Raw genomic sequence first — 13,873 nt, forward strand, 5'->3', positions numbered from 1 at the left:
TGCTAGTACTAATGACTCTTAGCTTCTCTGGCCATTCGGTTGAGCTTGATCTTGAGGATCTTAAGTCAGTCAGCGAAATTGGTGTTTCCCGTGCCAATGTTGGGCGTGGTTTTAATGAGTATTTCTATGATAAATACTTGATGGCTGGAGAGGCTTGCAAAGTTTATGGGAGGAGCTACTCATATGTGTCTCATGCTCTAAGAGGGGACTCAGGGTCACGATTGAGTCTAGATTGTAACAAGCTACGGTGCGGTGCAGATGGGTGTTACCCTCATTACAGGTACTTAACCATTTTATACAACACTGTGAAATGCCCTCCGGCAGATTTCCCTGAACATATATACCTATATAAAGACGCAGAGGGAGTTGAATGGTGTGCTAAAGAGAAAGCATGTTATTCGCCTTTTTCTAAAGAAGGGGTTAGCTGCACAGCCTACTGCCCCTCGGATAAGCCTTATTTAGATCTTGCTGCGGGATGTTATGGCGATGACGCGGTAAAGCCGGACCAATGCGGTGCGGCTAATCCTATCTTGATAGCCGATGGTCGCAAGGTACAGTGGGAGCCAACCGATTTGCAATTGGGGGCCGATTTTGCGTTAACGCGTCGCTATGGCACCCGTCACCCAGACCAGAATCTAGCGGTGGTTTTACCACAAAGCGATACAACCAAAGAAGCTGGCGCGATCCGACACGTCCAACCGGATGGTTATCGAGGTACATCTCAGCAAGCCATCCAGACTTCTTTAATGCCTGCTGCATCAGAGGTATTGCGTGGCGAGTGGACCTTCCTCGATTTACCTTCGCTCACCTTTAGCGGTAATAAACTGTTTAGGCGGGTAGGGTTAGATACTGACATTTTCACGCAAGAGCCGAGCGGCAGTTACCTCAGCGCACAATATGATGGTCGCCGTGTTGAACCGTTCCAGCCAGTAGGCTGGCTTTACAAACCCAGCCCTGGCATACAGGAACTTTACGATGCCAGCGGCAAACTCACCGCTCGGGAAAGCCAGGGCCGGCGGATTGAGTTCGCTTACGACGATGAAAGCCGCCTGTATCAAGTCACTACTGGCAATCAGTGGATGCACCTCTTTTACGACGAAGCGGGTCGTTTAGAACGTGCTGAGACCAGCAATGACTTTGTTACCTATGGTTACGATGAACAAAGCCGCTTAATCAGCGCCACTCACAAAGATGGCCGTAGCCGTCAGTATCATTACGAAGATCCACGCTTTAGCCAAGCGCTGACCGGTATCACCGATGAACGGGGCTTACGTTACGTGACCTGGGCGTATGATGACGAAGGCCGCGCCATTGAAAGCCGCCATGGCGATGATGACCATTTCAAATTTGTGTTTGGCGACAACCAGACCACGGTGACTAACCCGCTGGGAAAAGACACCATTTACCACTACCTGGAACAAAATGGCGTGAAACGTCTGGAACGGGTTGAAGGTGTGCCATCCAACAACTGTGCCGGGGCGAACCGGGAATATACCTACTACCCCAACGGGGCTATTCACACCCAAACCGATTGGCAGGGCAACATTACTCGCTTTGCCTATAACGCCCGTGGCTTAGTGACGCAGCAGACTGAAGCGGAAGGCACGCCAGCGCAACGTATCACCACCACCGAGTGGCACCCGCAATATCCGTGGCCAACGCGTATCACCACCGCCACCAGCATTACTGAATATGACTATAACGACCAAGGGCAGCGCATCGCTACGCGTGTGTCTCAGCGATAAGGGCAAGGAAGCAGAATGATGAACAAACGAAACAAAACCAAACTGATGATGACACGTGTGGCTTCACTGCTAGCGCTATCGGGCAGTTTAGCTATTTCATCCATGGCAAACGCCGCGTTACAAAGCAATGTTGGTTACACCTACTACCCAAATGGGCAATTGGAAACGGTTGATGGCCCCCGCACCGACGTCAATGATGTTACCCGGTATGACTATGATGGGGATGGTAACCTTATCGGCATCACCAATGCTGCAGGTCATCGCACTGAATTTGTCGACTTTAACGAACGTGGTCAACCGCGTTCATTAAGGGATGAAAATGGTCATGCAACTGAACTGACATATACGCCGCAAGGTTGGTTAGAGAGTGTTACCCGTTTTGGTCACTCCACCCGTTATACTTATGACCAGATAGGCCAATTGGAAAAGGTGGAGTTACCAACGGGTGTTTGGATTGACTATCACTATGACTTGGCTAAACGCCTGAAAGAGGTGATCCACAGCACTCAGGGGTCGATTGTCTATACCCACGATGTAATGGGCAATGTTTTGTCACAAAGTATTCGCTCGCCCCAGGGTCAACTACATCAACAGCGTGCCTATGCTTATGATGAGCTGGGGCGCCAGATAGCGCTGATTAATGCTGCATCCAGCCACCACGCCGCGTACGATCCAAATGGCAACGTGACGATCGCAACTGACGGTAATACCAACAACACCCGTAATCACCACGACGCGCTAAACAGGCTTGTTGAGCTCACTGATGCGGAAGGTGGAATAACCGAACTGGCTTATGATGCCCACAATAACCTGACCAAAGTCGTTGCCCCGAATGGTGCGACCACCACCTACTTTTACAATGGGTTGAATCAGCTAATTGAAAGGAATAGCGCAGATACTGGGGTTACGCTGTATGAATCAGATGAAGCTGGTAACGTTGTTTTTCAACAAGATGGCCGCGGTGTTCAAGCGGTTTATACCTATGATGAACTGAATCGATTAACCGCCGTCCAATATCCGGCAAACCCGCAGGAAAACATTGGTTATCGATATGATGACCAACCCGATGCGACGGGCAAATTAACCCGTACTAGTAATCAAAGTGCGGTGATTGATTATCACTATCATGCAAATGGCATGATCAGTGAACAGAAAAGCACGCTCAACTTGCCAGGTGTTACGCTTGAATCAACTGTTCAGTACGACGTTGACGACTTGGGGCAAACCGTTGGGATCACCTATCCAAATGGCATGGTTGTTAACGCGAGGTTTGATGAAAGCAGTCGTATTTCCGGTATTGACCTTGACTTAACAGCGTTGAATGGCGAATTTCAAGCACTGCTATCTGATGTGAAATATCACCCATTTGGTGGTGTCTCTGGATATCAAACCGCGACGGGCCTGACTTACGAACAAGTATTGGATTTAGACGGAAATATTACTCGACTTTCGACTTCAGGGATTTTCGATTACGGCTATACCTATGATGGCAATGGAAACTTGCTCACTATTGATGTTGGAGCGGATGTCAAAGGATTTGATTACGACAAGTTGGATCGTCTGACGCGTGAAGATAGGGATGCCATCCTAAGTGTTCGTGAGTATGAATATGACGCAAACGGCAACCGCACCAAATGGCGGCGAGAGTGGAATAGTGGCGGCTGGCCTAAGGTAGAGACGAAAACTAGCCAGTACGCAGATTCGACCAACCAGTTGTTGTCTTTTCATGGCAGTACAGAGTTGCTGGATGAGATTGGCAATCACTTAGCTCACAAAAACGATGAGCAAACTCACGCATATGACCTGCAAGGACGAAGAATAAAAACCACTAAAGAGGGAATATTTGAAGGCCACTATTTTTATAATGCGTTAGGTCAGCGTGTATATAAACGAATTGACCATAGCACATATACCACTGAGGTAGCGTTTACGTACGATCTAAATGGTCAGTTGATAAGTGAGCGCATGTATTACGATCACACCGACCGTTTAAAAAGAGAGCGCGCTTATGTTTGGTTATATAACAAGCCTGTAGCGGTCGTTGTCACCGGATATAACTGGTATGGCGAGCAACAGTACGTAAAAATTTATGATGTCCATAGTGACCACCTGAATACGCCACGTTTCCTGAGTGATGAAAATCAAGCCATTGTTTGGAAGTGGGAAAGTGATGCCTTTGGTCTTGGCAGCCCTGATACGGATCCTGATGGCGATGGTAATCGGGTCTATTTCTACCTGCGTTTCCCGGGCCAGTATTATGACTATGAAAGTGGGCTGCACTATAACTACTTCCGGGATTACGACCCTGAAACCGGGCGCTACATTCAGTCTGATCCCATTGGCCTGAATGGTGGGTTGAATACTTATGGGTATGTTGGGGGCAATCCGACAGGGTTTGTTGATCCGTTGGGGTTGCTTGTATGGGGCCAAAGTTATGGTGGTAGCATAGTGAAAAATGGTACCACCTTGTCTGGCAGCATAACTTTAGCTATTGATCATACTGGAAAATTTATGGTCTTGACTACGCCAGAATATGGATTTTCTACGCCTGGACATGGAGCGTTTGCCCGAATAGTCCACGGTATGCCATTTACAACCGTAGACGATCTACTCGACAAAGGTACCTCTTTGTCATTGTCAAAAGGAGTATTCAATCTGTCTATTACGTCGCCTGGCATAGACTCCTGCTTAACTATGGGCGAATATGGTTATGATTTTGGTACTGAAACAGATGTTTCCAAAATGTTCTATGAGATTGGTATTGGCGTTGATATAGGGAAGGGGTCAAAATATCAAGGCTCTATAACTCACGGATACGGGCTTCCTATTTATGAAAACACTGTAATACCAGATGCGATTAATGATATTTCGAATTGGTTTAGTGAATTATTCTAATGGCACAATTGATGGTTTTTTTTCCTATAGCAATAGTACTTATTGTCAGTGTTCTATTCTGGCGACGGGGCCATGTTGGCTTGTGGTCTAAGATATGTTCAGAAAGAAAAACTAATATGGTTCCTACTGGTAAGCTATCTGAGGCTGATTTTTTTTCATCTTGGCTTGGAGTGGAAAAGCCTTTGTTTAAGAAAGTTGATAATTTTTTCTCCTTCGACTTGTTTTATGTGAATGGCCTTGAGTCTGGGGTTCTTCTTTCTCCTCCGATATTTTGGCGGTTTTTCATTCCTCAAGTACTATTGCCTTGGAGTGACTTACAGGTGAACAAAGGAAATGGAGGATTCCTAATTTATGATGAAAAAATTAATGTAACATTTTCAATAAATAATAATTTTTGTGATGATATTTTAGAAAAAAGGCTGGAGCAATTACAATCAAAGCGGTCAGAGTGATTGATCTTGGTTTTATCTTATTTTGATTGATTGTTATTAGAAGTCGCCATTTTGGCGGCTTTTTTATTGTGTATTTTTCGCTATCAGCGAAGTTGATTTTTTGCCGGACAGGGCTAGCTTTAAGGTTTTATGTCAAAGGACTGACGTGATGGCTAGGCTCCCTCGTTTAAATCTTCCCGGTATTCCTCAACACGTTATTCAACGTGGTAATAATCGACAGGCCTGCTTCTTTGCGGAGCAAGATTACGCCGTGTATTTGGATAGGCTCAGGCAGTACGCCAAGCAGTACGCTGTCAGTGTGCATGCGTATGTGTTGATGACGAACCATGTGCATTTGCTGATGACACCTGCAACAGAAAAGGGGGTGAGTCAGTTAATGCAATCTTTGGGGCGGTTCTATGTTCGTTACATTAATCAAACCTACCAAAGGAGTGGCACGTTATGGGAAGGTCGATATAAATCGGCGCTGGTGGATTGTGAACGTTATTTTCTGTTGGTCAGTCGTTATATAGAACTTAATCCGGTAAGGGCTGACATGGTTGCGCATCCGGCGGAATATCCGTGGTCGAGTTATCAGGGGAATGCGTTGGACAAAGCGATCGCTTTATTGACTCCACACCCTTGCTATATTGCGCTCGGCGCGACGCCTTTATTGCGTAAAGCGGCTTATCAAGCCCTGTTTAGGCATCATATTCCTGACTATACGTTGAAAGAGATCCGCGATGCGACCAATAAGGCTTGGGTGTTGGGAGAAGGGCGCTTCAAAGAACAGATCGCCAAGCAGACGGGGCGCAGGACAAGTCCGCTTGGCCGAGGTGGAGATCGAAAGTCTGTCGGCTTTAAAGGGCTTTCCGGAAATCAATGACTCTGACCCTATCGATCTCCTATCGATCTCTCACGACCCAGGGGCTCTGCTGGCTCCACTCAAGCAATAGGGTTTTGAAGCACCTTATCTTCAAAGGAAGGACACGGTGCATCTGGTGCATGATAAGCAAGTTGTGCGCAAATGCGTCGTAACCTGGCAGTACCTCGACAAGGTCGCCGTTCGCTAACTTGTCAGTGGCGTGATATGCAGGGATGTTAGCGATCCCCTGGTGCTGCTCAGCGATTAACATCGCTGTCGTATAGGCGCTAAATGAATGATTGCCAGTGGCGTTGACACTGTATTCGGTGCCTTCTTTAAATAGCCGCCATGTATTCCAGTCGCGCTGATGACTGTTGAGAATGCATTGGTGTTCTATCAAATCTTGGTGTGAGTGAGGCACCCCATTTTTTGCCAAGTATTGCGGGCTGGCAACTAAGATGTTTTTAAGCGTGCCGACGTGGCGTGCCACTAGATCATCAGGGCTACGTGTAACGGCTCTGAGGGCAATGTCATTATGCCCCTCTTTGAAGTCAGTGATCTGATTAGAGAAATTTAGCTCGAGCTCCACATCGGGGCAGGTTTGACGAAAAGCAGGAAGGATCTGCTCGATGATCACATCGCCAAGTGTTAATGGTGCAGTAAAGCGTAGTGTGCCTTTATCACTGTTAACGACTTCCTGTACCTCTCTTTCCGCATTTTCAGAGAGGATTAATATCTGCTCCGCTTTCGTAAATAGCTGCTTACCTGCCTCGGTAGGACAAATACTGCGGGTGGTTGTGTGTAACAGGCTTGTTTTCAGTTCCGATTCTAATGCTTTCACATGCCGACTAAGTAACCCCTTTGAAACATCCATCACTGCGGCGGCAGCAGAGAAGCCGCCATGACGGACAACGCGGTAGTAGCTCATTAGGTAGGTAAGATTCATGGGGATAATCCAAGCTCTAATTGGCTCTATTTTCAGTACAATAAGTTTCTTTTACGTTGTTTTTTATCACAAACATTGAAATTAAGCTTAATCGTGAACTTAATGATGATAAGGACAACGGAGATGACCTACCGATTTTTGCTCGTTGCTTCACTACTATTCGCCCCCTTTGTCTGTGCGACCCCTACAGAAACCATTAAACAAAATGGCTTGGAGCTGAATCTGTTTTACGGCAAGCGATCCACCGTGAATGCATACCTGTTTTCTGATGGAAAGGAACTGATACTACTCGACGCACTCGATTCGGTGGACGATGCACTACAGCTGAAAACACTGATTGATCAGCAGCAACTGCCGCTCAAACAGATTTTTATTAGCCATGGGCACCCTGATCATTTTACCGGCCTAGCAGTGCTTAACCGAGCGTTTCCTAACGCTGACATTGTTGTGGCCTCAGAGGGCATTAAACAGGAGCTGATTGGCTGGGCTAATTGGATGACTGAGCGAGGATGGATGCATATAAGCATGATCCCCAAAAGTGAAAAGGCGCCCAGAGGGTTTGATTATGAGAGGCTAATTAAAGTGACTAGCGAAAGTCAGCTCGCATTTGATTCGGGAAAGACGCTGCGTATTGATCGCGGCAACCTGCCTACGGAAACCGTGCACTACGCCATGCTTTATAGCGAAGATTTGTACGGTTTGTTTATGGGCGATTTGGCTTCTAACAAAGTCCATTTGTGGCTGGGTGAGGGGGTTGACGCGCAAAGTCTCGAAAACTGGCAGACCCTCCTTGCGGTTATCACCAAGCGTTATCAAAGCACTGGCGTCATTATCTACCCTGGCCATGGTAAGCCTGCACCGCTTTCTCTTTTACGCGAGGTTAGCCAATACATAGATGTGTTTAAGTTTGCGATCAGAACCGGCGGTAACCAAGGTGCCGTACAGACCAAAATGATGACGCTATTTCCTGATTATTCAGAGTCAGGCTATTTGCCGTTCGGTATCGAGCAGCACCTTGTTATACAGACTGCAAAAACTGATGATTAACGGAATCACCCTCGATTAGTTCTTCCATTCCTTGTCGATCCAAATCAATTAACTTCTTGTTTTAATGTACTTTCATTGAGAGTTAATTTAGCGTTGTATGTTCTATAGACGTCACCCAAACGTCATAAGTAAGCCGAAAGCAGCGCGGTCGTAAGGAGTTTTCATGCAGGTTGCTGGCATCAACGGAATGCACCTTGGGCGTATGTTCCGGTTCGCGTATATAGCTTTAAGTGCTGTGGCATCGGTATGGGTAGCGTCGGGGGCTTTGCATCAAGGCTTGTGGTGGGTAACGGCGGTGATTGTCGGCTTTGCTTTGCTGACGCTCTGGGTGTTTGGGCTAGATAAAAACAGGTCTTGGCGGCTGCTTTATCCTGCGCTGGCGGTGGGAATATGGTGTGTGCTGCTGCCCCTTGGACATACGATCGCAACGTCGTTTAGTAACTCTTCTGGTGCCCACCTTTTGACCTACGAAAAGGCCAAAAGTTACCTTTTAGCCCAGACCTTCATTGTTTCGCCAAATGACAGCTATACCTCTGCTTTGTATCCGGATGGTGAGGCTTTCCGGTTAGTATTAACCTCCTCTACAACGCCTGTTCGGCACTATCAAAGTCAGCCTCTGATCATCCAGACCCGCCAATCCATCCGAGCAAATAAGTTAGCTAATGATGCGTTTGATTACATCGATGAACCGCAGCGCCTAACGCTTATTGATGAGCTACCTGTCGCTGATAAAGCGAGCATTCGGGAGATTGTTTACCGGCGCGTCCATCTACAAAAAATCACATTTATCCGTTCAGATGATCCGCAGCAGCGGGTTTTGGTCATGCAGGGGTTGCGTAAGTTTTCCTATCAATTACCGAAGTATGTTGAGCTCAATGAGCCGCCAGAATTTTCCCGCTCACAGAGCTTGCCAGATCGTAAGATTTTCTTGGATCAAGAAACGAAAAAGTATCTTGCGGGTGATTGGCAAACTGGCGAGTTTCGTTATCTGGATGGTGAAGGCGCTTTTGTTGCCAATGATGATGGCGATGCGGTTGCCCCTGGGTTCGTTGTTAATGTAGGAATGGACAACTATTGGCGATTGCTCAGCGACAAGGGGATACCGTTGGGGCAAGTCGCGTTGTGGAATGTCGCCTTTGTGTTGATTGTTGTTGCTGGCGCATTGTTATTGGCCGGGAGTTTGGCGATTAAGTTGAGCAACCAGCGGCTCAAAGGACGGCGGTGGTTGTTTGTGCTGTTAATGATGCCTGCATTGTGGTCTTTTCCACAGGCGGCGTTGATCAGTAAAGGATTGTTTAATCAAAATTTTGGTGAGTTGAATCTGTTACTCGACGCATTTTTTGGGGGTAGGCCGGAATGGTTTACCACGCCTATTTTGGCGAAAATAATGTTGTGCATTGTCGGTGTTGTTGCTGTGTATCCGTGGTGGCTCATCGTTGTTCGTTGGCTGATTCAGGTTGCGCCACTGTCTTTGCAACAGGATATCGCTGTTGGTCGCATCAGTAGCGGTTTGCTGAATTATCTTAAGCCGCGATTGATGCTGCTGACGGTTGGAGCAGCGCTCATATTTTGCTGTAGCCAGTCATTAGTTCAGCTATTGACCTATGGAGGCCCTGATATCATCGGTAGCTCGGTGCCTGCGGGTACAACAGATACATTGAGCTCCATGGCCTACCGACTTAAGTTTGAAGGTTATTCCGATGGCGGTCTATCGGCAGCACTGAGTTGTGGTTTGCTTTTGCTGTTGGCCTGGCCGCTATATTGGTTTTGCCAACGTTTGGCTATATGGATTGAACAGCAAAAGCAGCGTGATGGTGTTGGCGCGACTGAGCATCAACCGGAGCGCTCCGCTGACGTCACTACATCACACTTACTTTCCTCATCAACTTGGCGCGCCAGCGGCAATATGTTGTGGATGCTTCCTCTGGCCGCGCTGGTGCTTTCTCCGCTGTTGCTGGTTTGGTATCTATCATTCAGGGAGGCCAACTTCGCCGTCAATGCTGTTTGGGATGAGGTGTATTCACTTCAACACTGGTGGCTAGCTTTTGGCGTGGGCTTTCTTGAGGCTGATGGACGTGTTACACCGCCGCCGTTTCCGCTGATGCAGTGGCTGTGGAATGGCTTTAAGGTCGGTGGTTTGTCGGCATTGCTGATCACCCCTATTGCCGTGGTTGGTGCATATGGCTTGTCCCGTCTTACAGATCGCACTCGTCAACGGGCATTAGCTGGGATCTTGTTCGCTTTTTTAATCCCTACCTCGGCGTTGATGATTGGCAGTTATAGATTTCTCGAATGGATAAGCGACGCTGTGAGTTGGTTGGGTGTTAATACTCACTTCGGCTTGGTGCTTGCTTATCTGCCGCACGCATTGCTATTTGTGGCTGTCGCGTATTGGTGTGGTATTGGCCGTTTGCCTGGTAATGAAACCGACGGTGAAGATGATATAGCTGTTCATTCTGCATGGCTTCGTCATCGTAGCTCTGTTGCGCTGATCTTTTTTGCTAGCTTTCTCATTTGTGGTTTTGAGGCTCCATTAGCTAGCGTTATTTTACAAGACGTGGATTTAATGACACAGGCGGTTGGTCTACAGCAGTATCTTTATCCCTGTAATTATTTGTGGGGGGATTTTGCTGCTGCGGCGTTGATCACCACGTTACCCTATGTAACCTGCTTATTGATTGTATTACTGCTGGCGAACAAGCAGGTGATGAAACGTCGGCCTATTCAATAATGGCCGTAGATATTAGAGGGCAGTACGAAGCCACTCTTGGGTAAAATAAGATGGCGGTAGGGGCGGCGAATTTAAGCAGATCGGTTACTATTCAGTGAGCCTTATCAAGCGATTTTTGGGAGTCGATAATGTTGGTTAATAGAAAGCGCGCGGTCGCCTGTTTGTTGGTTGCAGCCCTTGTTTGGTTGTTAGCGGGGTGTGCGCCACCAGACCAGCTAACCCCTCGTTACTCTTTGGTCGGTGAATGGATTGTCACTTCGATGGAAGGGACGGATTTGGTGACTAATACTCCCATCACATTTCGCTTTGCTCCCGATGAAACGATTGCTGGTACCGGTGGCTGTAACCAATTTTCTGGTGCCTACTTTGTGGAAAATGATGCGCTGCGCTTTGGCCAGTTCATGGTGACAGCGATGAGATGTAAGAAGGCGCAAAATGCCCAAGAGAAGCATTTCTTCGCCAATATGGGGTTGGTCAATCAATTCGAGTTGGCCGGGGATACTCTGTTACTGATATCCGGTGACAGCGACATCGTTATTACCGCTAAGGCGATGAATTAATACAGACGTCTGATTGTTCGTTGTTCCGGTGTTGTGGGGGCAAAGACGTTGGTACCGACTTATATCGCCCCCATGAAGTATGTGAGGAAGCAGTTGGTTACTACTGCTTCCGTATCCTTTTCCAACTTACACTGTGCGAATGGCTATTCAGGCCGTGGGCATCCATCGCCGTGGGCAATCCTTTCTACTTCACAATGAAAGGTGATCGGACTGTCTTCGCAGGCACAGATGCGTCGGGCGCATGCTTCGGCTGTCTCGTCATCTGGAGCCCAGAATGGCGGTGCGGTAGTGCAGCAAAAGTCATTTTCTTCGTTATATACGCGCATGGAGTAATGTTCTTCCGCACGGCCTCCTGCGCACGGTGCACACTCTGTGCAAGGTGCAATCGCTGGATCATCGGAGCCCCCGCCACCGGGGCAGTCGCATTCGCCACTGCCATGTGAAGCTGGACCTGGATCCCAAGTGCAGCCAGGCTCGCAGGGCGACGAGGAGCAAAGCCCAGTCCTGTTGTTCCAATATAATCCTTCACAGCAGCGGTCTTGGCTTGAAGCTGTCATACCGTCAGTGGCACAGCAATAGGGGCCATAAGGGCCGGTACGTATTTGACCACTGCAGCAATCGGATGCTGGCGCATCGCTGTCGAGGGCTGCGTTGTTTCCTCGGCAACATCTATCGTTTTCACAATTACCTGCTTGGCAGCAGTTTGTTTCTGCGGTGCAGGATTCTCCTATATCAGTGCAGTCTTCGCTTTTACTTGCCAGGATCGCTGCAATGCCAAAGATCGCGATGAAGGCGAGTATCAGTGGGCGAATAATTGTCCATTTCGGCGTTTGGTTATCCATGAGTGGTTTTCCTCGAGGTTGTAGCCAATGCAATTAAAAACGCCGTCCCAGCACCCGCTAGGATGGCGACAACATCACGGAGGTCAAAGGTGCCGCTGTACAAAATGCAACTTAACATCGTTGCGTGATCCTCTATCTCGATGGCTTGTTCCATGCGCTGTTGAATGTAACTCGCGAAGATGGGTAGCTGTGCCAATTCGAACAGTAGGTTAGCTCCGCCCCAGAATGAGCAAACAATCAGTAAGTTTTTCCGGCTGGGGTTGACCACGCTAAGGCTAAGTAATGAAAACCCCAACGGATGAACGAATGCGGGCAGTACCAAACTAAATTTGACGAAAGGTTGTACTAGAGGTTGCAGTTCGGGGAAGTAGTCGGGCAGGTAGGGCAAACCAATGGCTGGACGTACGAACATATATACAGCGCTACCTAGCACCAGTATGGCAATGCTTAAACCAAGCTGTACGACATTAAACAGCTGACGAGGGGGAGCCATCGCCTGCCTTCCTTTAACGAGTATTGAAGATTACAGCACCGTCTTAAGCATAGATCCGGCACGCAAAATAACCACTCTAAATGTGTGGGTTATTCCCTTCCCTGAACTAATCTTAAATTGCCGAAAGGGATAACCAAGGAGGAGGTAATGAAACATCTATTGATTGCTCTAATGGCGGCTTGTGCATGGTTGCCTTCCACTTGTGCCGTTGCTGCTTATGTCGAGTTTGATTTCAGTGGTAGTGAGGCTTACGACGGTGGCAGTGGTGCCTATGATCGTGCTGTTGTCGGCAACTTATATTGGGATATAGATCAAGCGGTGATTGTCGCTGGAAGAGCGGCGGTGGCTGATACGCTATTTGTCTTTGACGCCGCATCCGGAATGGGAACGACCCACCTTCACGATGCTCGTTTCTTTGATTTCGGCATGTTCATTGAATTTGATGTCTTGATGGTGAACTACTGGAATGCGAGTGATCAGTTACAGCTTGAATACATTCGTTACGAGGTGCCCATCGGTGATCCCTATCGACCATGTGTGGAGGGGCCGTTTACCGAGTGCTTTACGAATGGAGTGGATGACCAAGATGTGTGGCAAAACGCCTATGATCAAGATGGCATACTTGAAAGTAACTATGTGACGGCAATAAGCGATTATGCTGATGGTGCCCATGGTTGGTTGTCGTTGGCTTCTCCTTGGCGGGATGGCTGGCGGATAATTGATGAGTTGCCCGATCTGGTTGCTAAGCGGGTGCCTGTGGGGTCTGTGCTACCACTTTTTGCTCTGCTAGCGCTGGGATATATTTCCTTGCGAAAGTCTGTGTAATAAATAGCTTTTGATTCATTGGTGATTTATGAGCGCGTCAGTCTGGCGCGCTTTTTTGTCTCTAATTGCATAAAGTCCCCATTTGTTTTCCCCATAAAATAGATTTTCCTTTCACTCTGGGGCTGCACGTAGGCAGTGTCTGACTGATCCACATCGATCCTAGCCATGCTTCTTGGCTGATAAATGAACGATGCTATATTGCCGGTGAATTTACTTCGCCGTCCTATTGGGGCGGCTTGTTGTCGCGATTTAGATTAATTATGTCGCTAACTTCGCTCCAGCCTATCGTTAGTTCATTTATTAGCTATTCATTATGTTGATGTTGTTAGATTTTTTTTGTGAACATTGTTTTGTGATCGAAATCATTAAATGTTATTAAATTGTGACGCGAATCACCTTGGCTTTATTGGAGTTGGGCATTGCAGGCTAAGGCATGCCTCTGTTCTTTATCGCTGTGTTTCAGGTGTATTCGGCGTTCGGTGTTTTTTGTTTT

The 13,873-nt window shown here is 47.7% G+C and carries 11 protein-coding genes; 8 read left to right on the forward strand and 3 right to left on the reverse strand.

Features of this window, described 5'->3' with window-relative positions; translation table 11 throughout:
- Positions 1-305: 305 nt before the first annotated feature.
- From EZV61_RS03820 to EZV61_RS03835, 4 genes are all read left to right on the forward strand, one after another.
- Complete coding sequence (locus EZV61_RS03820) at positions 306-1,745, forward strand: RHS repeat protein (protein ID WP_165569522.1); 1,440 nt, start codon at positions 306-308, stop codon at positions 1,743-1,745.
- Positions 1,746-1,760: 15 nt separating this feature from the next.
- Positions 1,761-4,640, forward strand: coding sequence for an RHS repeat-associated core domain-containing protein (locus EZV61_RS03825; protein WP_131414380.1), 2,880 nt, complete (start codon positions 1,761-1,763; stop codon positions 4,638-4,640).
- Positions 4,640-5,092: a hypothetical protein gene (locus EZV61_RS03830; protein WP_131414381.1), complete on the forward strand. Its 453-nt coding sequence runs from the start codon at positions 4,640-4,642 to the stop codon at positions 5,090-5,092. The genes EZV61_RS03825 and EZV61_RS03830 overlap by 1 nt, the downstream gene beginning before the upstream one ends.
- A gap of 148 nt (positions 5,093-5,240) precedes the next feature.
- Complete coding sequence (locus tag EZV61_RS03835; RefSeq protein WP_131414382.1) at positions 5,241-5,957, forward strand: transposase; 717 nt, start codon at positions 5,241-5,243, stop codon at positions 5,955-5,957.
- A 19-nt stretch (positions 5,958-5,976) separates the two neighbouring features.
- On the opposite strand, the gene EZV61_RS03840 is transcribed toward EZV61_RS03835, so the two are convergent.
- Positions 5,977-6,882 (reverse strand): LysR family transcriptional regulator, encoded by a 906-nt coding sequence (locus tag EZV61_RS03840; protein WP_131414383.1) that lies wholly within the window; start codon positions 6,880-6,882, stop codon positions 5,977-5,979.
- A gap of 123 nt (positions 6,883-7,005) precedes the next feature.
- Here EZV61_RS03840 and EZV61_RS03845 point away from each other — a divergent pair, with 123 nt between their 5' ends.
- The 3 genes from EZV61_RS03845 (at position 7,006) to EZV61_RS03855 (ending at position 11,220) form a co-directional block, all read left to right on the forward strand.
- Positions 7,006-7,929, forward strand: a complete 924-nt coding sequence (locus EZV61_RS03845) for an MBL fold metallo-hydrolase (RefSeq protein WP_165569523.1) — start codon at positions 7,006-7,008, stop codon at positions 7,927-7,929.
- Positions 7,930-8,092: 163 nt separating this feature from the next.
- Positions 8,093-10,660 carry a hypothetical protein gene (locus tag EZV61_RS03850; protein ID WP_131414385.1) on the forward strand — a complete coding sequence of 856 codons (2,568 nt, stop codon included), beginning with the start codon at positions 8,093-8,095 and terminating at the stop codon, positions 10,658-10,660.
- A 128-nt stretch (positions 10,661-10,788) separates the two neighbouring features.
- The gene (locus tag EZV61_RS03855; RefSeq protein WP_131414386.1) at positions 10,789-11,220 is read left to right on the forward strand and encodes an META domain-containing protein; all 432 of its coding nucleotides are present in this window, start codon (positions 10,789-10,791) and stop codon (positions 11,218-11,220) included.
- Positions 11,221-11,363: 143 nt separating this feature from the next.
- Here the strand turns inward: EZV61_RS03855 and EZV61_RS03860 are convergent, their stop codons facing one another.
- Both EZV61_RS03860 and EZV61_RS03865 read right to left on the reverse strand, forming a co-directional pair.
- A complete protein-coding gene (locus tag EZV61_RS03860; protein WP_131414387.1) occupies positions 11,364-12,062 on the reverse strand; it encodes a hypothetical protein in 699 nt (232 codons plus the stop codon).
- A complete protein-coding gene (locus EZV61_RS03865; protein WP_131414388.1) occupies positions 12,055-12,555 on the reverse strand; it encodes a hypothetical protein in 501 nt (166 codons plus the stop codon). The genes EZV61_RS03860 and EZV61_RS03865 overlap by 8 nt, the downstream gene beginning before the upstream one ends.
- Before the next feature lie 147 nt (positions 12,556-12,702).
- Between EZV61_RS03865 and EZV61_RS03870 the strand changes: the two genes are divergently transcribed.
- The gene (locus EZV61_RS03870; protein WP_131414389.1) at positions 12,703-13,380 is read left to right on the forward strand and encodes a hypothetical protein; all 678 of its coding nucleotides are present in this window, start codon (positions 12,703-12,705) and stop codon (positions 13,378-13,380) included.
- Positions 13,381-13,873 lie beyond the last annotated feature (493 nt).

Origin of the sequence: Corallincola luteus, assembly GCF_004336975.1 — a bacterium.
Lineage (GTDB): Bacteria > Pseudomonadota > Gammaproteobacteria > Enterobacterales > Neiellaceae > Corallincola > Corallincola holothuriorum.